20 protein-coding genes are annotated in these 21,491 nt (G+C 72.4%); 6 read left to right on the forward strand and 14 right to left on the reverse strand.

The window, feature by feature from the left end; all coding sequences use genetic code 11:
* Positions 1-14 precede the first annotated feature (14 nt).
* Positions 15-2,789, reverse strand: a complete 2,775-nt coding sequence (locus tag J2S66_RS17055) for an ATP-binding protein (RefSeq protein WP_310308092.1) — start codon at positions 2,787-2,789, stop codon at positions 15-17.
* 220 nt (positions 2,790-3,009) lie between these two features.
* Complete coding sequence (locus J2S66_RS17060) at positions 3,010-3,996, reverse strand: LysR family transcriptional regulator (protein WP_310308093.1); 987 nt, start codon at positions 3,994-3,996, stop codon at positions 3,010-3,012.
* Between the two features lie 214 nt (positions 3,997-4,210).
* Here J2S66_RS17060 and J2S66_RS17065 point away from each other — a divergent pair, with 214 nt between their 5' ends.
* Genes J2S66_RS17065 through J2S66_RS17080 form a run of 4 tightly spaced genes read left to right on the forward strand, consistent with a single transcriptional unit; the run spans position 4,211 to position 8,932 of the window.
* A complete protein-coding gene (locus J2S66_RS17065; protein ID WP_310308094.1) occupies positions 4,211-5,713 on the forward strand; it encodes an NCS1 family nucleobase:cation symporter-1 in 1,503 nt (500 codons plus the stop codon).
* 53 nt (positions 5,714-5,766) lie between these two features.
* The gene (locus J2S66_RS17070) at positions 5,767-6,549 is read left to right on the forward strand and encodes a nitrilase-related carbon-nitrogen hydrolase (protein WP_306746814.1); all 783 of its coding nucleotides are present in this window, start codon (positions 5,767-5,769) and stop codon (positions 6,547-6,549) included.
* Positions 6,546-7,931, forward strand: coding sequence for a dihydropyrimidinase (hydA, locus tag J2S66_RS17075; protein WP_310308096.1), 1,386 nt, complete (start codon positions 6,546-6,548; stop codon positions 7,929-7,931). Before J2S66_RS17070 ends, hydA begins: the two co-directional genes overlap by 4 nt.
* 8 nt (positions 7,932-7,939) lie before the next feature.
* A complete protein-coding gene (locus J2S66_RS17080; RefSeq protein ID WP_310308097.1) occupies positions 7,940-8,932 on the forward strand; it encodes a TIGR03842 family LLM class F420-dependent oxidoreductase in 993 nt (330 codons plus the stop codon).
* Positions 8,933-8,992: 60 nt separating this feature from the next.
* Here J2S66_RS17080 and J2S66_RS17085 read toward each other — a convergent pair whose 3' ends face one another.
* On the reverse strand, positions 8,993-9,112 hold the full coding sequence (locus tag J2S66_RS17085) for a DUF397 domain-containing protein (protein WP_310308099.1): 120 nt from the start codon (positions 9,110-9,112) through the stop codon (positions 8,993-8,995).
* Positions 9,113-9,146: 34 nt separating this feature from the next.
* Positions 9,147-10,001, reverse strand: coding sequence for a DUF5753 domain-containing protein (locus J2S66_RS17090; RefSeq protein ID WP_310308100.1), 855 nt, complete (start codon positions 9,999-10,001; stop codon positions 9,147-9,149).
* A gap of 192 nt (positions 10,002-10,193) precedes the next feature.
* On the opposite strand from J2S66_RS17090, the gene J2S66_RS17095 reads away from it, so the two are divergent.
* Both J2S66_RS17095 and J2S66_RS17100 read left to right on the forward strand, forming a co-directional pair.
* Complete coding sequence (locus J2S66_RS17095; RefSeq protein ID WP_310308101.1) at positions 10,194-10,712, forward strand: DUF4240 domain-containing protein; 519 nt, start codon at positions 10,194-10,196, stop codon at positions 10,710-10,712.
* A 17-nt stretch (positions 10,713-10,729) separates the two neighbouring features.
* Positions 10,730-11,104, forward strand: coding sequence for a PH domain-containing protein (locus J2S66_RS17100; protein WP_310308103.1), 375 nt, complete (start codon positions 10,730-10,732; stop codon positions 11,102-11,104).
* Between the two features lie 6 nt (positions 11,105-11,110).
* Here J2S66_RS17100 and J2S66_RS17105 read toward each other — a convergent pair whose 3' ends face one another.
* The 10 genes from J2S66_RS17105 to J2S66_RS17150 form a co-directional block, all read right to left on the reverse strand.
* A complete protein-coding gene (locus J2S66_RS17105; protein ID WP_310308104.1) occupies positions 11,111-12,091 on the reverse strand; it encodes an NUDIX hydrolase in 981 nt (326 codons plus the stop codon).
* A complete protein-coding gene (locus J2S66_RS17110; protein ID WP_310308105.1) occupies positions 12,088-13,209 on the reverse strand; it encodes a glycosyltransferase family 4 protein in 1,122 nt (373 codons plus the stop codon). Before J2S66_RS17110 ends, J2S66_RS17105 begins: the two co-directional genes overlap by 4 nt.
* Positions 13,206-14,132 (reverse strand): phosphatidylinositol mannoside acyltransferase, encoded by a 927-nt coding sequence (locus J2S66_RS17115; protein ID WP_310308106.1) that lies wholly within the window; start codon positions 14,130-14,132, stop codon positions 13,206-13,208. Before J2S66_RS17115 ends, J2S66_RS17110 begins: the two co-directional genes overlap by 4 nt.
* Positions 14,129-14,755 (reverse strand): phosphatidylinositol phosphate synthase, encoded by a 627-nt coding sequence (gene pgsA / locus J2S66_RS17120; protein ID WP_310308107.1) that lies wholly within the window; start codon positions 14,753-14,755, stop codon positions 14,129-14,131. The genes J2S66_RS17115 and pgsA overlap by 4 nt, the downstream gene beginning before the upstream one ends.
* A gap of 60 nt (positions 14,756-14,815) precedes the next feature.
* Positions 14,816-15,655: a helix-turn-helix domain-containing protein gene (locus tag J2S66_RS17125; RefSeq protein WP_306746522.1), complete on the reverse strand. Its 840-nt coding sequence runs from the start codon at positions 15,653-15,655 to the stop codon at positions 14,816-14,818.
* A gap of 217 nt (positions 15,656-15,872) precedes the next feature.
* Entirely contained in the window at positions 15,873-16,430 is a 558-nt protein-coding gene (locus J2S66_RS17130) for an HIT family protein (protein WP_310308108.1), read from the reverse strand.
* Positions 16,427-18,442: a threonine--tRNA ligase gene (gene thrS / locus J2S66_RS17135; protein WP_310308109.1), complete on the reverse strand. Its 2,016-nt coding sequence runs from the start codon at positions 18,440-18,442 to the stop codon at positions 16,427-16,429. The genes J2S66_RS17130 and thrS overlap by 4 nt, the downstream gene beginning before the upstream one ends.
* A 201-nt stretch (positions 18,443-18,643) precedes the next feature.
* Positions 18,644-19,345 (reverse strand): FadR/GntR family transcriptional regulator, encoded by a 702-nt coding sequence (locus J2S66_RS17140; RefSeq protein ID WP_310308110.1) that lies wholly within the window; start codon positions 19,343-19,345, stop codon positions 18,644-18,646.
* The gene (locus J2S66_RS17145; RefSeq protein ID WP_310308111.1) at positions 19,342-20,109 is read right to left on the reverse strand and encodes a 3-oxoacyl-ACP reductase; all 768 of its coding nucleotides are present in this window, start codon (positions 20,107-20,109) and stop codon (positions 19,342-19,344) included. The genes J2S66_RS17140 and J2S66_RS17145 overlap by 4 nt, the downstream gene beginning before the upstream one ends.
* Before the next feature lie 23 nt (positions 20,110-20,132).
* The gene (locus J2S66_RS17150) at positions 20,133-21,491 is read right to left on the reverse strand and encodes an aldehyde dehydrogenase family protein (protein WP_310308112.1); all 1,359 of its coding nucleotides are present in this window, start codon (positions 21,489-21,491) and stop codon (positions 20,133-20,135) included.

Genomic DNA, 21,491 nt, shown 5'->3' on the forward strand with positions numbered 1-21,491 from the left:
TTCTGCGTGCGCGGCTACTTCTGCCCGGCCACGAGCCGGCGCGGCAACCGCACGGGCAGCTCGGTCCGCCTGGTGACGTTGAGCTTGCGGTAGACCTTGGTCAGGTGCTGCTCCACGGTGCTCACCGAGATGTAGAGCTTGACCCCGATCTCCCGGTTGGTGTGGCCGAGCGCGGCGAGCACGGCGACCCGCCGCTCCGCCTCGCTGAGCGACGCCATGCCCGCGTGCTCGACCCGTTCGTCCCACTGCTCGGCCGGGTCGAGGTCGCGGACCGGCCGGAGGCGCAGGGTCAGCGGCTCGGCCTGGCAGCCCTTGGCCATCTGCGCGGCGCGGCGGGCGACCGTGCGCGCGGTCTCGCACTCGCCGACGGCGTTGTGCGCGTCGCTCAGCTCCAGCAGGGCGCGGGCCAGCTCGAACTTGTCGCCGCCCGCCTGGAGCAGCTCCACCGACTCGCGCAGGATCGGCACCTGCCGCTGGGCCGGGACGGTGGCGGCGAGCACCCGCAGCGCGACGCCGCGGCCGCGGTCGCCGCCGAGCGCCGGGTGCTCCAGCTGCTGGCGGGCCAGGGCGTGCGCGGCCTCCCGGTCGTCCAGGGCCAGGTGCGCCTGCGCCGCGCCCACCCGCCACGGCACGGGGGCGGGCAGGTCGACGTGCCACACCTCGGCCAGTTCGCGGCAGCGGTCGAAGTCGGCGAGCGCGGCCAGCGCCCGGTCGGTGGCCAGCAGGTGCTGCCCCCGCGCGTACAGGTAGAGCAGGCCGAGCTGGGTGCGGAACACCGCTTCCGGCACGGGGGTGCGCAGCAGGGCGGCGGCCTCGTCGTGCCGGCCCATGGCGGTGTGCGCGGCGATGCCGACCGCCAGCGGGATGACGATGGCGATGCCCCAGCTCTGCGGCGCGAGCGCCTCGTAGGCGGTGCGGGCCTGGCGGCCGGCCTCGGCCAGGTCGCCCTGCCGGAACAGCGCTTCCGCGCGCAGCGCGCCGACGACCGCGGCCCGGGTGTCGGCCAGGTCGGAGTCGGCCAGCAGCGTCTCGAACCACTGGCCGGCCCGGTCGACGTGGTCGAAGTAGACCAGGGCGGCCAGGGCGGCGGCCTGCGTGCCGAACGTGTAGCCGCCGACCCGGCCGCTCTGCAGGACGCGTTCGGCGGTGGCCGCCAGGTCGGCGGGCCGCAGGCCGACCGTCGTGGGCAGGTCGCGGCCCGCGCCGCCGGGTCCCGCCTGGGCGGGGAGCGCCGTCGGGTGCAGGAACGACAGCGACCCGACCCGCGCGCCGGCGTGGTCGGCCTCCGCCGCGCCGGTCCCGGCGGGGGCGGGCGCCACGTCGGCGAGCGTCGCGGTCAGCTGGTCGATGTGGCCGTACCAGAAGAGGAACTCCGACAGGTGCAGGAGGTTGCGCCGGGACAGGGCGCCGCGGTCGCGGGCGGCGAGCAGCGGCGCGAGGTGCGCGGCGGCGGCCGACGGGTTGCGGACCCACTCCACGCGCAGCAGCAGCGTGGTGATGTCCGCGCGCTCGGTGTCGTCGGTGGTGGAGCGCAGCGCCAGCTCCAGCCGCCGCACGGCCTGGTCGAGCCGGCCGGCGGCCAGGTCGTCCTGCGCGGCCCTGCGCAGCACGTCGGCGCCCCACCGGTCCACCGTGCCGCCACCCAGCGCGTCGGCTTCGGTCAGGTGACCGGCCAGCTCGGCGGGCCCGGCACCGTCGAAGTGCAGCAGCCCGGCGGCCTTGAGGTGCAGGCCGGCCCGCTCGGCCGGGGCGAGGCTCGCCAGCACGGCGCCGCGCGCCACGGGGTGGCGGAACCGGCCGCCGTCGAGCAGGCCGGCCTGCTCCAGCACCTCGACCACCTGGGCGGCCGCGTCGGCGGTGGTGTCCAGCAGCTTGCCGAGCAGGGCCGGGCTCCGGCCCTCGCCCAGCACGGCCAGGGCGCGCGCCACCTGGAGCACGGGCGGTCCCCAGCGGTGCAGGCAGGCCAGCACGCCTTGGCCGAACTCGCGGCCCGCGGTGGTCCCGTCGAGCGGGCGTCCCGCGCGGACGGCCGCGCGGTGGTCCTCGACGAGCGCGGTGACCAGGAGCGGGTTGCCGCCGCTGATGGCGTGGTGGACCGGCGCGAGCGCGGCGGCCGTGCGCGGGTCGAGGTGGGTGGCGAGGAGTTCGGCGACCCCCTCGCGGGACAGCGGGTCGAGCACGAGCCTGGTGGTGTTGGGCTGGCGGGTCAGCTCCGCGTGGAAGGCGGCCCGGCTCGGCCGGGGCACGGCGCACTCGGTGAGGACGACCAGGGTCCGGGTGAAGCGCATCCGGCGCTGGAGGTAGAGCAGCGCCTGGAGCGAGGCGTCGTCGACGAACTGGACGTCGTCGACGAGGAGCACCACGGTCCGCTCGGCGGCCGGCGCCAGCAGGATGGTGCACACCTCGTCGAGCAGCCGGGCGTTCGCGGCGCCGATGGTGGACGTGTCGCCGGTGGACGGGTCACCGGTGGACGGGTCCGGGGCGGTGTCGTCCTCGCCGGCCGCGCGCAGCAGGTCGAGCAGCCGTCGCGCCGCCGGTCCGGGCAGCGCGGTGCCGCGGGCGAGCTGGCCCAGGACGCCGAACGCCACGTCCCGCTCCGCGCGCGACCCGGTGGCGGACAGCAGCACCGCGCCCCGCTGGACCACCTGTTCGGCGAAGGCGTGCAGCAGTTCGGTCTTCCCGCTCGCCACCCCGCCGCTGATCACGACGGCCTGTGCGCGTCCCCTGGCGCACTCCTCGTGGAGCCGGCCGAGTGCGGCCAGCTCCACCTCCCGCTCGACAAGTGTCATTCGCATCCTCACCCCAGTGACGCGGGACGCACCTGTTGTGTGCGCCCGCAGAACGCACGCTCCGCAACCACGTCGTCGGCTTGCTCGGCGGGCCGAATGTATCCGCGAACCCAGTCGAGTGGAAGCTGTCCGAAGTGCGCCGCGACCGGACCTCGCGGGCCCTTCGGGGGCAGGCGATTGGGCCGTTCGCACCACGGGGGTGCGTCGTGGTGCTGAATCGTCACGGGGCGGTCGGGACCGCGGCGCGGTGCGGCACGGCGCCGTACTCGGGGTGGTCGGGCAGCCAGGCGGTGTAGCGCGGGTTGCGCTCGGCGACCTCCCGGTACGCCTCGGCCGCGTGCCGCAGCACGTCGGGCCCGAAGCCGGCGGCCGGGCCTTCCGGGTCCCAGCCGACGAGGTGCCGCCAGCGCAGCGGCACGCCGGCGATCGGCATCGCGGTCAGGCCGGGCGTGCGGCGGAACGTCGGCTGGCACAGCGCCACCGCGTCACCGGCGGACGCCAGGTCGATGCAGCTGCCGATGTCCACCTCGTACATGGTGCGCGGGGTGAACCCGGCCCGGCTGCACGCCGCCACGAAGCAGTCGCCGAAGCACCCGTCCCCCGGCGTCACGGCCCACTGCACGTCCTTGAGCGCACCCAGCTCGACCTCGTCGCGCGACGTGAGCGGGTGGTCCTCGGGCAGCAGCACGAACACCGGGTCGACCGCGACCACGTTCCAGGTCAGGCCGTGCTCCGACGGGGGCGGCGCGTCACCGCACACGCCGACCAGCACGTAGTCCAGCCGTCCGGCGGCGACCATCGCGGCCAGTTCGTCACCGGACCACGACACCTGGGTGGACACGTGCGCGCCGGGGCGCGCCTCGGTGAGCCGGTGCACGAGCCCGCCGAGCATCGGCCCGTTGACCGCGCCCACCCGGTACCGCTCGGCGGGCGCGTCGTCGTCGACCAGGCGCAGCGCGTCCTCCTGGAGCCGGGAGAACGCGGGCAGCAGCACGCGGGCCCGTTCGAGCACCAGCTCGCCCAGCGGGGTGGGGCGGGCGCCCCGGTGGTCGCGCTCGAACAGCCTGCCGCCCAGCAGCGCCTCGATCCGGTGCAGCTGCGCGGTCAGGGCGGGTTGGGCGAGGCCCAGCAGCGAGGACGCCTTCGACAGGCTGCCCGCCTCGGCGATGGCGCAGACGACCCTGAGGTGCCGCAGTTCGAGCTTCACCCGATCGACGGTAGGTGACCGCCCGCGGCCCGTCGAGGGCCGGAGTCCTGACGGGAGGTCGCGGTGGCAATGGACAGAGTGTGCCCTGATCATGGCAAGCGTGGACACTATGACACTGCCGGGGCGCGGGGGCCGACCGGAGGATTCCGGGATGGAAATCGCGCCGAACCGCCCGCGTGAAGGGTGTTCCACGAGCGTAACAGGGATGTGACGGATGGCCCTCGACCCCGCGACCCAGGTCACGACGGACGCCGACGGCCGGGTCGGGCTGAGCGACCACCGGGCCATCGCGGACAGCCCCCACTACAACCCGGAACTGGCCCCGGTGCCGCTGGAGCGGCGCACCTGGACCACCTACAACTTCTTCGCGCTGTGGATGGGCATGGCGCACAACATCCCCAGCTACACGCTCGCCGCGTCCCTGGTGGCGCTCGGGATGGACTGGGTGCAGGCGTTCCTGACGATCACCCTGGGCAACCTGATCGTGCTGGTCCCGATGCTGCTCAACAGCCACGCGGGCACCAAGTACGGCATCCCGTTCCCGGTGTTCGCCCGCGCGTTCTACGGGGTGCGCGGCGCGAACCTGGTGGCGCTGCTGCGGGCGTTCATCGCGTGCGCGTGGTTCGGCATCCAGACCTGGGTCGGCGGCAAGGCGCTGCACGTCATCGTCGGGAGGCTCGCGGGCGACGGGTGGGTGGACGCCCCCGTCGTGCTCGGCCAGGTGTGGACGCTGTGGCTGTGCTTCCTGGGCTTCTGGGTGGTGCAGATGCTGATCATCTGGCGCGGCATGGAGGCGATCCGCAAGTTCGAGAACTGGACCGCGCCGCTGGTCAGCGTCGGTTTCCTGGTGCTGCTCGGGTACGTGGCGGTCAAGGCGGGCGGGTTCGGCCCGATCCTGTCGGAGCCGTCGAAGCTCGGCTGGGGCGCGGACTTCTGGAAGGTGTTCTTCCCGGCGCTGATGGGCATGATCGCGTTCTGGTCGACGCTGTCGCTGAACATGCCGGACTTCACCCGGTTCGGCGGCAGCCAGCGCAAGCAGGCGGTCGGCCAGGTGCTCGGCCTGCCGACGACGATGTCGTTCATCGCGATCGTGGCCATCCTGACCACGTCCGGCGCGGTGGCGCTGTACGGCGAGGCGATCTGGGACCCGGCGGAGCTGGCGAGCCGGTTCGACTCGACGGCCGTGGTGCTGGTCGCCCTGGTGGCGCTCGTGCTCGCGACGATCTCGGCGAACCTCGCGGCGAACGTGGTGAGCCCGTCCTACGACTTCTCCAACGCGTTCCCGAAGAAGATCAGCTTCGCGGTCGGCGGCCTGATCACCGGCGTGATCGGCATCGTGATCCAGCCGTGGCGGCTGATCGCGGACCCGTCCATCTACATCTTCGCCTGGCTCGGGTTCTACGGCGGCCTGCTGGCGTCGGTGGCGGGCGTGTTCGTCGCCGGGTACTGGGTCCTGGCGAAGACCCGGCTGGAACTGCCCGACCTGTACCTGTCGGGGAGGGGCGCGTACTGGTTCACGGCCGGCTGGAACTGGCGCGCCGTCGTGGCGACGCTGGTGGGCTCGGTGCTGGCGGTGGGCGGCGCGTACGGCGGCCCGTTCCCGGCCGACGGCCTGATCCCGTTCCTGAAACCGCTCTACGACTACAACTGGGTCGTCGGCCTGGCCGGCGGTCTGCTCGTCTACCTGGCGCTGGCGCCACGGAGGGAGAACGCGTGAGCACCGTACGAGCGGGTCTGGTCCAGCAGAGGTGGACCGGTGACAAGGATTCGATGATCGCGAACGCGGTCGAGGCGGTCCGGTCGGCGGCGTCGCGGGGGGCGCAGGTCGTGTGCCTCCAGGAGCTGTTCTACGGGCCGTACTTCTGCCAGGTGCAGGACGCGGACTACTACTCCTACACCGAGGGCATCCCCGACGGGCCGACCACCGAGCTGATGTGCCAGGTGGCCGAGCAGAACGGCGTGGTGCTCGTCGTGCCGATGTACGAGGAGGAGCAGCCGGGCGTCTACTACAACACCGCCGCGGTGATCGACGCCGATGGCACGTACCTGGGCAAGCACCGCAAGAACCACATCCCGCAGGTCAAGGGGTTCTGGGAGAAGTTCTACTTCAAGCCCGGCAACCTCGGCTACCCGGTGTTCGACACGGCCGTGGGCAAGGTGGGCGTCTACATCTGCTACGAGCGGCACTTCCCCGAGGGCTGGCGGATGCTCGGCCTGAACGGCGCGCAGATCGTGTTCAACCCGTCCGCGACGAGCCGGGGCCTGTCCGAGTACCTGTGGCGGCTGGAGCAGACGTCGGCGGCCGTGGCCAACGAGTACTTCGTCGGCACCATCAACCGGGTGGGCGTCGAGCCGTTGGGGGACAACGACTTCTACGGCCAGTCGTACTTCGCCGACCCGCGCGGTCAACTGGTGGGCGACGCGGCGTCCGACACGGAGGAGGAGGTCGTCGTCCGCGACCTGGACATGGACCTGCTGGCCGAGGTGCGCGACCTGTGGGCGTTCTACCGGGACCGGCGCCCCGACACGTACGGGGGGCTGGTGCAGCCGTGAGCCTGTTGATCAAGGGTGGGACGGTCGTCAACGCGACCGGGGCCGTGCGCGCCGACGTGCTGGTGGAGGGCGAGACGATCGCGGCGCTGCTCTCCCCCACGTTCACCGTGCACGCGGACGAGGTGGTCGACGCGACCGGCCGGTACGTCATCCCCGGCGGCATCGACGCGCACACGCACATGGAGATGCCGTTCGGCGGCACGTCCTCCGCGGACACCTTCGAGACCGGCACGATCGCGGCGGCGTGGGGCGGCACCACCACGATCATCGACTTCGCCGTGCAGGCCAAGGGCACCTCGCTGCTGTCCACACTGGACAAGTGGCACCGCAAGGCGGACGGGAACTGCGCCGTCGACTACGGGTTCCACATGATCGTCTCCGACGTGGACGACACGTCGTTGAAGGAGATGGAGTCCTGCGTCGACGCGGGCGTGAACACGTTCAAGATGTTCATGGCCTACCCCGGTGTCTTCTACGCCACCGACGGCGAGATCCTGCGCGCCATGCAGAAGGCCCGCGAGACCGGGTCCACGATCATGATGCACGCCGAGAACGGCATCGCGATCGACCAGCTCGTCGCGCAAGCGCTCGCGCAGGGCCGCACGGACCCCGTGGAGCACGGCCTGACCCGGCCGCCCGAGCTGGAGGGCGAGGCCACGTCGCGCGCCATCACGCTGGCCAAGGTCACCGGCGCGCCGCTCTACATCGTGCACCTGTCCGCCGCGCAGGCGCTGGACGCGGTGACGAAGGCGCGCGACACCGGGCAGAACGTGTTCGCCGAGACGTGCCCGCAGTACCTGTACCTGTCGCTGGAGGACTTGGCCAAGCCGGGCTTCGAGGGGTCCAAGTACGTCGCCTCCCCTCCGCTGCGGCCCAAGGAGCACCAGTCGGAGCTGTGGCGCGGGCTGCGCACCAACGACCTGTCGGTGGTGTCGACCGACCACTGCCCGTTCTGCTTCAAGGACCAGAAGGAGCTGGGGCGCGGCGACTTCTCCAAGATCCCCAACGGGATGCCGGGCGTGGAGCACCGGATCGACCTGCTGCACCAGGGCGTGGTGGCCGGCGAGATCAGCCTGGAGCGGTGGGTGGAGATCTGCTCCACCACGCCCGCCAGGATGTTCGGCCTGCACCCGCGCAAGGGCGTCGTGGCGCCCGGCGCGGACGCCGACCTCGTGGTGTACGACCCGGCCGCGCGGCAGGTCATCTCGGCGGAGACGCACCACATGAACGTCGACTACTCGGCGTACGAGGGCATGGAGATCACCGGGAAGGTGGAGACCGTGCTGTCGCGCGGCCGGGTCGTCGTCGACGGCTCCGGGTTCCGCGGCTCCACCGGGCACGGCCGGTTCCTGTCCCGCGAGCTGAACCAGTACCTGGTCTAGGAGGCGCTGTGGACTTCGGTGTGGTGCTCCAGACCGACCCGCCCGCGCGGGACGTCGTGGCCGGCCTGCGGGCGGCGGAGGACAACGGGTTCCGGTACGGCTGGACGTTCGACTCGTGCGTGCTGTGGCAGGAGCCGTTCGTCATCTACTCGCAGGTGCTGGCGGCGACGAAGTCGTTGGTGGTCGGCCCGATGGTGACGAACCCGAGCACGCGGGACTGGTCGGTGACCGCGTCGCTGTTCGCCACGCTGAACGACATGTTCGGCAACCGCACGGTGTGCGGCATCGGGCGCGGCGACTCGGCGCGGCGGGTGATCGGGCAGAAGCCGGCGTCGCTGGCCACCCTCGGGCGGGCCATGACGGTGATCAAGGAGCTGGCCGAGGGGCGCGAGGTCGAGCACCACGGCACGCCGGTGCGCATCCCGTGGGTGCGCGACGGCAGGCTGGAGGTGTGGATGGCCGCGTACGGGCCGAAGGCGCTCAGGATGGTCGGCGAGCAGGCTGACGGGTTCATCCTCCAGACGGCGGACCCGGACATCGCCCGCTGGACCATCGGGTCGGTGCGCGAGGCGGCGGTGGCGGCGGGGCGCGACCCGTCGTCGATCACGATGTGCGTGGCCGCGCCCGCGTACGTCGGCGACGACCTGCCGCACCAGCGCGAGCAGCTGCGCTGGTTCGGCGGCATGGTCGGCAACCACGTGGCCGACCTGGTCGCCCGCTACGGCGACTCGGGCGCGGTGCCGGCGGCGCTGACCGACTACATCAAGGATCGCGAGGGCTACGACTACGCCCACCACGGCCGCGCGGGCAACCGGTCGACCGACTTCGTGCCGGACCCGATCGTGGACCGGTTCTGCCTCCTCGGGCCGGCGTCGGCGCACGTGGAGCGGTTGCTGGAGCTCAAGGAGATCGGCGTGGACAACTTCGCGCTGTACCTGATGCACGACGAGAAGGACAAGACCCTGGCCGCGTACGGGGAGCAGGTGATCGGCGCGGTGTGAGCCGCGGTGCCGGTCCCCGGGCCACGTCCGGGGACCGGCGCGGTCGCTCGGCGCGGTGGGTCAGCGCCCCTTCAACCCGCCGAGGAAGGCGTGCCACGCGGTCGGGGTGAAGGCCAGGCGCGGAGCGGAGTCCTTGGAGTCCCGCACGCCGACGGCCCGCGCTGCGAACGCCACTTCCACGCATTCCGTGTTGCTCCCACTGCTGCGGCTGCTCCTACGCCACTGCTCCTCCTCCAGCCCCACGCCGTTCCTCCCGCAGTCGGTCGTAGCGGTCCACCCACGCGGCGAACACCGACCACGATTGTTCCTCACCCAGCGCCACCCGGTCGAGGTCGTCGCACGCCTGCCGGAACCGCTCGGTGGTCTCGGCCTCGTCCGAGAGCAGCGACACCGGACCGGCCTCGACGTACGAGACGGGCGGGTGCTCGGCGAAGGTCATGAAGGTGAAGGCGGAGGTCAGCGACGCGGGCAGTTGATCCGCGAAGGGCACCACCCGCACCCCGCCGCGGAACAGCAGCCGCAGCACCTGCTCGTACATCACCTGCGGACCGCCCACCACGTGGTGCAGCGCCGGTTCGAGGACGAAGAAGCGCCCCTCGGGCGGCCGGAGCCGCTCGAAGATCCCCTGCCGGGCCATGCGCTCGGCCACGCGGTGCTCGGCGTCGGCGGTCATCAGCGCTCGGGCGTACCCCTCCGTCTGGAGCAGCCCGGGAACGAGGGCGATCTGGTACGACCAGATGACCTCGGCGGTCTGCTCGTGCAGGAGCAGCGCGCGCAGGTTGTCGGGCATCGCGATCTCGTGCGACCGGACGACGTGGCCGGTGTTCTGCGCCTGGGCCAGGGACATGATGTGGTCGTAGGTGGGTTGGTCGGCGTGGAGCCGGCCGGCGTAGCGGGCGATGTCCGGCAGGCTCGCGCCACGCGTCCCGTGTTCCAGTTTCGATATCTTCGCGACCGACCAGCCCAACTCCTCGACGAGGACCCCGACCTTGACGGCGGACCGGCGGCGGGCTCGGCGAAGGGCGTCACCCAGTTCGCGGCTGAGCGCGTTGGACGCGCGTGGCTCCATACCGCCACGCTAGGCCCGTCCGGTCGGGCGTTCCAAGCCGAAGCCCGTCGTGTCAGCCCAAGGGGTCACCGGTGTACCGGCGGGCAACCGCTGACCCGATCGGGTGCCCGGCGGAGGTCGTGGCGGGCGGCGGCTCGCGCCCTTGCCCGTCGAGCGCGCCGGATTGTCGGACCCCGGCGCTACCGTCCACCCATGACCCTTCCCACCGCCGCCGACGAGGCCCGTTTCTGGACGATGCTGGAGAACGCCTGGGCCGGGCTCGGTCCCGAGGCGAACGACCTGCGTCGTGCCCTGGCGAAGCGCGACACGTCCACCGAGGCGTTCGACGAGGCCGCCCAGCTCGAAGAGCACCTCGACCGGGTGCTGGTCGCCCTGCGCGAGGCCGCCGCCGACCTGTCCTCCGCCGAGCTGACCGCCCTGGACCGCGTGGTCGAGCGCAAGCTGCACGACATCGACCGGCGGGACGTGCACGAGGTCACCGACGGCTCCGACGACGGCTTCCTCTACGCCCGCGGCTTCGTCGTCGCCCTCGGGCAGGAGTTCTACGAGGCCGTGGCGCGCGACCCCCGGATCGCCGTGGAGGACGCGTCGGCCGAGTCGTTCTGCTACCTGTTCGCCCACCTGCACTCGGAGAAGTTCGGGGATTACCCGGAGACGGGGTCGGGGATCACCCGGGAATCGTTCGCCAACCCGGCGGGGTGGCGCGACTAGCGGGTACCGTCGAACGCGTGATCGACTTCGAGAAGCAGTCCGTCTTCAAGCTCGCGCCGTGCCGGCCGGAGGACATCGCGTCGCAGGTCTCGCCCATCCTGATCCAGGGCGAGCAGATCGTGTCGTGCTTCAAGACCGTGCGCGACTTCGTCGTGTTCACGAACAAGCGGATCATCGCGGTCAACGTCCAGGGCATGACCGGCCGCAAGAAGGACTTCACGACCCTGCCCTACAGCCGCGTCCAGGTGTTCTCCATCGAGACCGCCGGGACGTTCGACATGGACGCCGAGCTGGACCTGTGGTTCTCCGGCCTGGGCAAGGTGCGGCTGGAGTTCAAGGGCCACGCCGACGTGAAGCTGCTGGGGCAGGTCATCGCCACGTACGTGCTCTGACCCGGGTCACCGCACCGACCGGGTCGTGCCGTCCCAGCCGCCCAGCACGTCGGGCAGCACCTCGGGGAGCTGCACCGGGTACACGGTGGCGTCGGCCGAGACCAGGTCGGCGGCGGACCACCAGCGGTGGCGGCGGATGGTGCGCTGCTCGACGTCGTCGAAGCGGGACGTGTCGACCTCGACGCCGGTGGGCACGCGGGCCACGAAGAACCACTCCACGGCCGCGTAGCCCAGGCCGTCGAACGAGAACACGGCGTGCCGCTTCCACACCGGGCCGACCAGGTCGGCCGCGGCCAGCCGCAGGCCGGTCTCCTCGAACAGCTCGCGCACGGCCGCGTCCCGCAGCTCCTCGTCGGGCTCGACGCCGCCGCCGACGGTGAACCAGAACAGCTCGTCCGGCCGCACCGGGTCGAAGCCCTCGAACATCAGCACCCGGTCGGCCGGGTCGAGCAGCACGACGCGCGCCGACACCCGCTGGGTCAGCGCGGACGGCTCGTCGTCGACGCCGGGTTCGGCGATCTCGAAGTACGACGGCGTGGGCGCGGTGCCCGCCAGCCGCAGCCAGCGCACCGACCGGCGGCGGCGCAGCGCGAGGGTGTCGCGCACGGCGTCGTTGTGCACCCGCCGCGCCAGCACGACGCGCTGCTCGGCGTCGGACAGCTCGGCGGCCAGCGCGGGCTCCAACCGGCTCCGGTCCAGGTCCTCCAGCAGCGCGGACAGCCGGTTCTCGGCCGCTTCGCGCTCCGGGCGCGGCGCCCGTTCGGCCTCGTCCGCGGCGGCCCGCACCTCCGGCTGCCCGCACACCACCGCCACCGCCCTGGTCACCACGGCGCGGCGCGCGAGGGCCGCGTCGAGGGCCAGCCACGCCGAGTCGGTGCGCACGTGCAACCGGTCGAGCCGGTTGGCCGTACCGAGGGTCCACGGCCCGACGAGCACCGCCAGCGCCAGCAGGACCAGGAACGCCGTCGCGACACCGGAGCTGGTCACGCCTCCCCCACCCGCCGCGGGTCGGCCGCCGTCGCGCTCTCGTAGACGCGCAGCACCTGGTTGGCCACCACGGACCAGTCGAACGCCATCACCCGCTGCCGCGCCGCGTCCGCGTAGCGGGCACGCCGGTCGGGGTCGGTCAGCAGGTCGCGCAGCGCCGAGGCCAGCGCGGCCGGGTCACCGACCGGGGTCAGCACCCCCGCCTTGCCGTCGTCGAGCACGCGCCGGAACGCGTCGAGGTCGCTCGCCGCGACCACCGCGCCCGCCGACATCGCCTCGGTGAGGATGATCCCGAAGCTCTCGCCGCCGGTGTTGGGCGCGCAGTAGACGTCGACGCTGCGCAGCGCGCGCGCCTTCGTCTCGTCGTCGACCATGCCGAGGAACACCATCCGCGAGGCCAGCTCCGGGCCGGCCTGCTTGCGCAGCTCGTCCTCCTCGCCGCGCCCCACCACGAGCAGCCGCACGTCCGGCAGGTCGAGCGCGCGGAACGCCTCCAGGAGCACCGGCATGCCCTTGCGCGGCTCGGTGAACCGGCCGACGAACCCGATCGTGCCGCCGGGGCGCGGGTAGCCGTCCAGCGGGGACGCGTCGGCGAAGAACCCGACGTCCACGCCGTTGGGGATCTCCACCGCGTCACCGCCCAGGTGCTCCACCTGCACGCGCCTGGCCAGCGCGGACACCGCGATCCGGGCGGTGATCTTCTCCAGGAACGGCTGGAGCACGGCTTGGAACGCGGACAGCATCTTCGACCGGGGCGTGGAGGTGTGGAAGGTGGCCACGATCGGCCCCTCGGCGACCATCAGCGCGAGCATCGACAGCGACGGCGCGGTGGGTTCGTGCAGGTGCAGGACGTCGAACTCGTGCTCGGCGATCCACCGCCGTACCCGGCTGAACGACACGGGGCCGAACGACAGCCGCGCCACCGACCCGTTGTAGGGGATGCCGACGGAGCGCCCGGCGGCTGTCACGAACTCCGGCACGGGCGTGTCGTCGTCGGCCGGGGCCAGCACCTCGACCTCGTGGCCGAGGCCGCGCAGGGCGCGGGCCAGGTCCACCACGTGCGCCTGCACCCCGCCGGGGACCTCGAACGAGTACGGGCAGACGATGCCGACCCTCACTCGGCGGCCTCCCTGCGCGCGAGCACCCTGGCCAGCGCCCGCTGCCTACTCTCGGGCAGGTCGGCGAGCCACAGCGGCTGCATCATGTGCCAGTCCGCGGGGTGCGCGGCGATGTCGGCGGCGAACACGTCCGCCAGCGACTGGGTCGCCGACGCCACGTCGGCGACGCCCTGGACCCGGACGGGCGGGTGGATGCGGAACGTCCAGCCGCTGCCGGTGAACCAGACGCCCACCGGCAGCAGCGCGGCGCCCGTCGTGGCGGCGAGGTGCGCGGGGCCGGCGGGCATCATCGTGCGCTCGCCGAAGAACGTCACCGGCACGCCGCCCGCGGTCAGGTCGCGGTCGGCGAGCAGGCACACCACCCGGTTGGCGCGCAGCCGCTCGGCCAGCACGACCGCCGGGTTGCGCTCGCCGCCGGTCAGCGGCACCACCTCGAAGCCCAGCGTCTCGCGGAAGGCGATGAACCGCCGGTACAGCGACTCGGGCTTGAGCCGCTCGGCGACCGTGGCGAACGTGCCGGAGTGCCCGACGAGCCACACCCCCGCCATGTCCCAGTTGCCGCTGTGCGGGAGCGCGACCACCGCGCCCCGGCCCTCGGCGAGCGCCGCGTCGAGGTTCTCCACGCCGGTGATCGACCGGTCCAGCTCGGCGAACACGGTCTCCAGGTCCATCGACGGCAGCCGGAACGCCTCGCGCCAGTACCGCAGGTAGGAGCGCATGGAGGCACGCACCAGCTCGTCCATCTCGGCTTCGCCGGCCTGCGGCACGACCCGCTTCAGGTTGGCCCGCAACTGCGCCGGGCCCCCCTTGCGGGCGGTCCAGTCGGCGATGCGGTCGAACAGCGCGACCGCCGGTCTCTCCGGGAGCAGCCGCACCAGCCGCCACCCGGCCGCGTAGCCGAGGTCGGCCAGCCGTTCGTTCACGTTGGGATGTCCTCCTCGTCCCGGTCGTCCCTCGCGGCGCGGCTCACGGCCAGCACCCGCTGCACGACGGTGATGGTGACCAGCGCGGCCAGCAGGTACAGCGCGATCGGCAGGACGTAGGGCACCCCGAGGCCGTGCAGGCCCACGCCGAGCAGGGAGATGATGAACCGCTCGGCGCGTTCGGCGAGGCCGCCGTCCGCGGACAGCCCGGACGCCTCGGCGCGCGCCTTCACGTAGGACGTGACCTGCGCGCCGACCAGCGACACCAGGGTCGCCGCGGCGAGGCCCCGCTCCCCCGCGTCGAACGCCCACCACGCGACGGCCGCGAACAGCGCGCCGTCGGCGATGCGGTCGCAGCTCGCGTCGAGCACGGCCCCGAACCTCGTGCCGCCTCCCCGGGCGCGCGCCATCGCCCCGTCGAGGAGGTCGAACAGCACGAACGCGGCGACGACCGCCGCGCCCGCGAACAGCTCCCCGCGCGGGATGAACCACAGGGACGCGGCGACGGAGCCGACGGTGCCCAGCACGGTGACGGCGTTCGGGGTGAGGCCGCGGCGCAGCAGCCACGCCCCGATCGGATCGGTGACGCGCGAGACCGACGCGCGGGCGAAGATGTTCAGCATGGGGTGGTGCGGCACCTACCGGCGGGGACGACGTGGTCCCGGGCAGCGTAACGACCCAGCTCAGCCGAGCTTGCGGTGGTCCCTGGAGATGTTCTCCAACAGGTCCTCCAGCGCCTCCCCGCGCACCGCGAGCCGCTCCAGCCGGCCGAACAGGGCCAGGTACTCGCGCACGTCGTGCGGGTCGGTGATGGTGGCGTTGCCGGTCAGCACGCTCAGCGTCACCACGCGCTCGTCGTAGACCTGGAACCCGTGCAGCGCGACCATGTTCGCGTCCACCGTCCACGGCACCACGCCGAGCTGCACGTTGGACCTGCGCATGGTCTGCACCAAGTGGTCGATCTGCTCGCACATCAGGTCCGCCGAGCCCATCCGCCAGCGCAACGCGCTCTCCGCGAGGAGGAACACGAACCGCTTGCCCAGGTCGTCCATGCGCGCCCGGCGGTTGCGCAGGGTCGCGATGGCGGTGTCCTGCTCGTGCGACGGCGTGGTGTTCAGCACCACCCGCAGGTAGTTCTCGCTCTGCAGCAGCGCGGGCACACCCGCGTTCTGGAAGAAGCGGCTGGTGGTGGCCCTGGCCTCGATGCGGGCCACGGTCTGCTGGTGGCGGTGCGCGCCCCGGTGCAGCACCACGCGGCGGGTCTCCGCCTCGGCGTGCAGCTGCCGGGCCAGCTCCACCAGCTCCAGCCTGGTCTCCCTGGTCGCCGACAGCTCGGCCACCAGTCTCTCCACGTCGGTCACGGACGGGAGGAGCATGCCGTTCTCGATCTTCGACAGTTTCGACTGGCTCATCCCGGTCGCGCGCGCCGTGGCCGTACCGGTCATCTTGGCCTCGGTGCGCAGCCGCCGTAACTCGCGCGAGAGCCGTTCTCGGGCCAGCCGCGAACGCTCTGGTGCGGTCATGGAACGCACCGTATCGATGCGCACCCCTCTTGACGATCGGCCAGCAAGGTGTCTGAGGCCCCTCGACACGTCACGCAGCAGTGATCTGCGGCACGCAGCCGACATGCAGGGGCCGATGCACGTGCAGCGGGCCGTGCACCTGCGTTTGCACAGGTCGTGGGGCACGAATCGATGCAGTGGGGCGCTCGTCGCGACACTGCGGCACCCCGGAGTGCGTTCACCCCGTCAGGTCGGGTTCCTCCCAGGCGTCGGACAGCAACCGGCGGGTCTCCCCCAGCAGTTGCGGCAGCACCTTCGTCTGGCCGATCACGGGCATGAAGTTCGCGTCGCCGCCCCACCGGGGCACGACGTGCTGGTGCAGGTGGGCCGCGATGCCCGCGCCCGCCACCACGCCCTGGTTCATCCCGATGTTGAAGCCGTGCGGGCTCGCCACCCGCCGCATCACGCGCATGGCGCGCTGCGTGAACGCGGCGAACTCGGCCGTCTCCGCGACCGTCAGGTCGGTGTAGTCGGGCACGTGCCGGTAGGGCAGCACCATCAGGTGACCCGGGTTGTACGGGTAGAGGTTGAGCACCGCGAAGACCAGTTCGCCGCGGGCCAGGATCAGGCCGTCGGCGTCGTCGAGGTCGGTGACCCGGCAGAACGGGCACCCCTCGGGTTCGTCGCCGACGGCCTTGCCCTCGCCGCGCACGTACGACAGGCGGTGCGGGGTCCACAGGCGCTGCAGCGCGTCGTGGACCCCGACCCCGTCCTGCTCCTCGAAGTCCGTCGTCACTGGACGAGGTCCGCCGTGGGCGAGGCGTTCTCGCGGCGGGTGATCCAGTCGACGACCTTCTCGACCGCCTGGTCGACCGGCACGCCGTTGACCTGCGTCCCGTCGCGGAACCGGAACGACACCGCGCCCTGTTCCACGTCCTTGCCACCCGCGAGCAGCATGAACGGCACCTTCTGCGTGGTGTGGGTGCGGATCTTCTTCTGCATGCGGTCGTCCGAGGTGTCCACCTCGACGCGGACGCCCTTCGCCTTGAGCCGCTTCGCCACCTCGAACAGGTGGTCGGCGTGCTCGTCGGCGATCGGGATGCCCACGACCTGCACCGGCGCCAGCCACGCCGGGAACGCGCCCGCGTAGTGCTCGGTCAGCACGCCGAAGAACCGCTCGATCGAGCCGAACAGGGCGCGGTGGATCATGATCGGCCGCTGCCGCGAGCCGTCCGCCGCGGTGTACTCCAGCTCGAACCGCTTGGGCTGGTTGAAGTCCAGCTGGATGGTGGACATCTGCCACGACCGGCCGATGGCGTCCTTGGCCTGCACCGAGATCTTCGGCCCGTAGTACGCGGCGCCGCCCGGGTCGGGCACCAGCTCCAGACCGGAGTCGAGCGCCGCCCGGCGCAGCGTCTCGGTCGCCTCTTCCCACTCCTCCGGGTCGCCGATGAACTTGGGCGAGTCGTCCCGGGTGGACAGCTCCAGGTAGAAGTCGCTCAGGCCGTAGTCGGCGAGCAGGTCGAGCACGAACTTGAGCAGCGACCGGAGCTCGCCCGGCATCTGCTCCTTGGTGCAGTAGATGTGGGAGTCGTCCATGGTCAGGCCGCGGACCCGGGTGAGGCCGTGCACGACGCCGGACTTCTCGTACCGGTAGACCGTGCCGAACTCGAACAGCCGCAGCGGCAGCTCCCGGTAGGACCGCCCGCGCGACCTGAAGACCAGGTTGTGCATCGGGCAGTTCATGGCCTTGAGGTAGTAGTCCTCGCCCTCGAACTCGATGGGCGGGAACATCGTGTCCGCGTAGTACGGCAGGTGGCCGGAGGTGTGGAACAGCCCGCTCTTGCTGATGTGCGGGGTGTTGACGAACTCGTACTCCGCCTCCTCGTGCCGGCGGCGCGCGTAGTCCTCCAGCTCGCGGCGGATGATGCCGCCACGGGGGTGGAACACCGGCAGGCCGGAGCCCAGCTCGTCCGGGAAGCTGAACAGGTCCAGCTCCGCGCCCAGCTTGCGGTGGTCGCGCCGCTCGGCCTCGGCGATGCGCTCCAGGTGGGCGTCGAGGGCCTCCTGCGACTCCCACGCGGTGCCGTAGATGCGCTGGAGCTGCGGGTTCTTCTCGTTGCCGCGCCAGTAGGCGGCGGCGACCCTGGTCAGCTTGAACGCCGGGATGTGCTTGGTCGTCGGCACGTGCGGGCCGCGGCACAGGTCGCCCCAGACGCGGTCGCCCGAGCGCGGGTCGAGGTTGTCGTAGACGGTCAGCTCGCCGCCGCCCACCTCCATGACCTCGGCGGTGTCCACGTCGCTCTTGAGGTCGACCAGTTCGAGCTTGAACGGCTCGTCGGCCAGTTCGGCCTTGGCGGCGTCGACCGACTCGACGACGCGGCGGTCGAACCGCTGCGCGCCCTTGACGATCGCCTTCATGCGCTTCTCCAGCGCCTGGAGGTCCTCGGGGGTGAACGGCTTGTCCACCTGGAAGTCGTAGTAGAAGCCGTCCCGGACCGGCGGGCCGATGCCCAGCTTGGCCTCCGGGAACTGCTGCTGCACTGCCTGCGCCAGCACGTGGGCGGCGGAGTGCCGGATCACGCTGCGGCCGTCCTCGGTGTCGGCGGCGACCGCCTCCACCTCGACCTCCACCCGAGGCGCCCACGACAGGTCGCGCAGGTTGCCCTCGGGGTCGCGGACGACCACGACGGCGTCGGGGCCCTTGCCCGGCAGACCGGCCTCGCGGACCGCGGTGCCCGCCGTGGTCCCCGCCGGCACCACCACGCGAGGTGGGTCGAAAGCGGCCGCGGGACGTGGCTCGGACACGGTGACTCCTAGGTTCGCGAGGTGACTCTGACCCACCGATGTTATCGGTGCTCACCGAGCGCTTTCCCCCCGCACCGCGCCACCGTCCCCCGACAGGGCGGGAGCGCGGCACCCGACCCCCGGGAGCCCCGAGCTCCAGGACCCGAGAGTCCAACCTCCAGGTCGGACTCTCGGGTGGGTTGACATGGTGGAGTGTGTGCGCTATGTCAGGAAACCGCGCAGCAGCAGGGCCGTCCCGTCCAGGTGCTCGGCCATCGCCCGGCGGGCCGCCTCGGCGTCACCGGCCAGGATGCGGGTCACGATCACCTCGTGCTGCTCGTTGGAGTGCGCGAGGTTGCGCGGCAGCAGCGGGATGCGGTCCAGCAGCTCGTTGACGCGCATCCGGACGTCCGCGACCGCCGCCGTGAGCGATGCCGACCCGGTCGCCTCCGCGATGGCCAGGTGCAGCCGCGAGTCCTTGCGCCGGTACTCGTCCACCGCGGCGTCCCGGCACTCGGCCAGCCGCGCGAGCAGGTCGCGCCGGTCCACGGCGCCCAGCGCGCGCCCCGCCGCGCACTCCGCCGCACCGGTCTCCAGCACCGACCGCAGCGTCACGGCGTCCAGCAGCTCGCCCGCGGGCACGTGCCCCCCGGCCGGCGCGACCGGCACGGACGCGGTGACGAACGTGCCGCCGTACCGCCCGCGCCGCGACTCGACGAACCCCTCGTCCTGCAACGACCGGATCGCCTCGCGCAGCGTCACCCGGCTCACGCCGAGCCGCCGCGCCAGCTCCCGCTCGGCGGGCAGCCGCTCCCCCGGCCCCACCGCGCCGAGCCGGATGGCGCGCATGAGCCGTTCCACGGTCTCCTCGAACGCGTTGCCCACCCGCACGGGGCGGAACAACGCGTCCGCCAGCGGGGTCACAGCGGGGTCACGTAGGCACCGGCGATACCGCCGTCCACGAGGAAGTTCGACGCGGTGATGAACGACGAGTCGTCACTGGCCAGGAACGCCACCGCGGCGGCGATCTCCTCGGGTTCGGCGAACCGCCCGAGCGGCACGTGCACCAGCCGCCGCGCGGCCCGCTCCGGGTCCTTGGCGAACAGCTCGCGCAGCAGCGGGGTGTTCACCGGTCCGGGTGAGAGGGCGTTGACGCGCACCCCCTGCCGGGCGAACTGCACGCCCAGCTCGCGGCTCATCGCGAGCACGCCGCCCTTGGAGGCGGTGTAGGAGATCTGCGACGTCGCCGCGCCCATCGTGGCCACGAACGACGCGGTGTTGATCACCGACCCCCTGCCCCGCGCGAGCATGTGGGGGATGGCGTACTTGCAGCACAGGTACACCGAGGTCAGGTTGACCTTCTGCACCCGGTCCCACGCCTCGATGCCGGTGGTGAGGATGGAGTCGTCGTCGGGCGGCGAGATGCCCGCGTTGTTGAACGCGATGTCGAGCGACCCGTAGGTGTCCACGGCGGTCTGGAACAGACCGCGCACCTGCTCCTCGTCGGTCACGTCGACCTGTGCGAACAGGCCGGACACCTCGTCCGCGGCGGCCTTGCCCGCGTCGCCGTCGACGTCGGCGACGACCACCCGCGCGCCCTCCGACGCGAGCCGCCGCACCGAGGCCAGCCCGATCCCGCTGCCGCCGCCGGTGACGACCGCGACCCGGCCCTCAAGTCGCTGAACCATGTGCTCTCCCGGGTTTCCGAAGCTCAGTGCGCGATGAAGACGTTCTTGGTCTCGGTGAACGAGTCGAGGGCGTCCGGCCCCAGCTCGCGGCCCAGCCCGGACTGCTTGAACCCGCCGAACGGGGTCCAGTACCGCACGGACGAGTGGGAGTTCACCGAGAGGTTGCCGGCCTCGACGGCGCGCGAGACGCGCAGCGCGCGGCCCACGTCACGCGTCCAGATCGAGCCGGACAGGCCGAAGTCGCTGTCGTTGGCCAGCCGCACGGCGTCCTCCTCGTCGGTGAACGGCAGCACGGCCACCACGGGGCCGAACACCTCCTCGCGGGCCACCGGGTCGGTGGGCGCGACCGGCGCGAGGACGGTGGGCGGGAACCAGAAGCCCGGTCCGGACGGCGCCGTGCCGCGGAACGCCACGGGCGCGTCGGACGGCACGTAGGAGGCGACCTTGTCGCGGTGCGCGGCGGAGATCAGGGGCCCCATCTCGGTGGCCTCGTCCCGGGGGTCGCCGACCACGACGCCCTTGACGGCGGGTTCGAGCAGCTCCATGAACCGGTCGTGGACCGACGCCTGCACGAGGATGCGGGACCGGGCGCAGCAGTCCTGGCCCGCGTTGTCGAACACCCCGTACGGCGCGGTCGCGGCGGCGCGTTCCAGGTCGGCGTCGTCGAACACGATGTTCGCGGACTTGCCGCCCAGCTCCAGCGTCACCCGCTTGACCTGCGCGGCGCACCCGGCCATGACCTGCTTGCCGACCCGGGTGGACCCGGTGAACACGACCTTGCGCACGGCCGGGTGCGTGACGAACCGCTGCCCCACCACCGCCCCCGAGCCCGGCAGCACCTGGAACACGTCCTCGGGGATGCCCGCGTCGCGGGCCAGCTCGGCCAGCCGCAGCGCGGTGAGCGGGGTCAGCTCGGCGGGCTTGAGCACGACGGTGTTGCCGGCGGCGAGGGCGGGCGCGAAGCCCCACCCGGCGATGGGCATGGGGAAGTTCCACGGCACGATCACGCCGACGACGCCCAGCGGCTCGTGGAAGGTCACGTCCAGGCCGCCGGGCACCGGGATCTGCTTGCCGAACAGGCGTTCCGGCGCGGCCGAGTAGTAGTGCAGGACGTCGCGGACGTTGCCCGCCTCCCACCGCGCGTTGCCGATGGTGTGCCCGGAGTTGAGCACCTCCAGCGCGGCCAGCTCCTCGACCGCGCCGTCGACCGCCTCGGCGAAGCGGCGCAGCAGCCGGGCCCGGTCGCCCGGTGCGACGGCGCGCCACGCGGGCAGCGCCCTCGACGCCCGGTCGATCGCCGCGTCGGTCTCCTCCGGCGACGTCGGCGGCACCTGGCGGACCAGTTCCCCGGTGGCCGGGTTGATCACGTCGAACGCGGTCAT

This window comes from Saccharothrix longispora (assembly GCF_031455225.1).
In the GTDB taxonomy this organism is placed as follows: Bacteria; Actinomycetota; Actinomycetes; order Mycobacteriales; family Pseudonocardiaceae; genus Actinosynnema; species Actinosynnema longispora.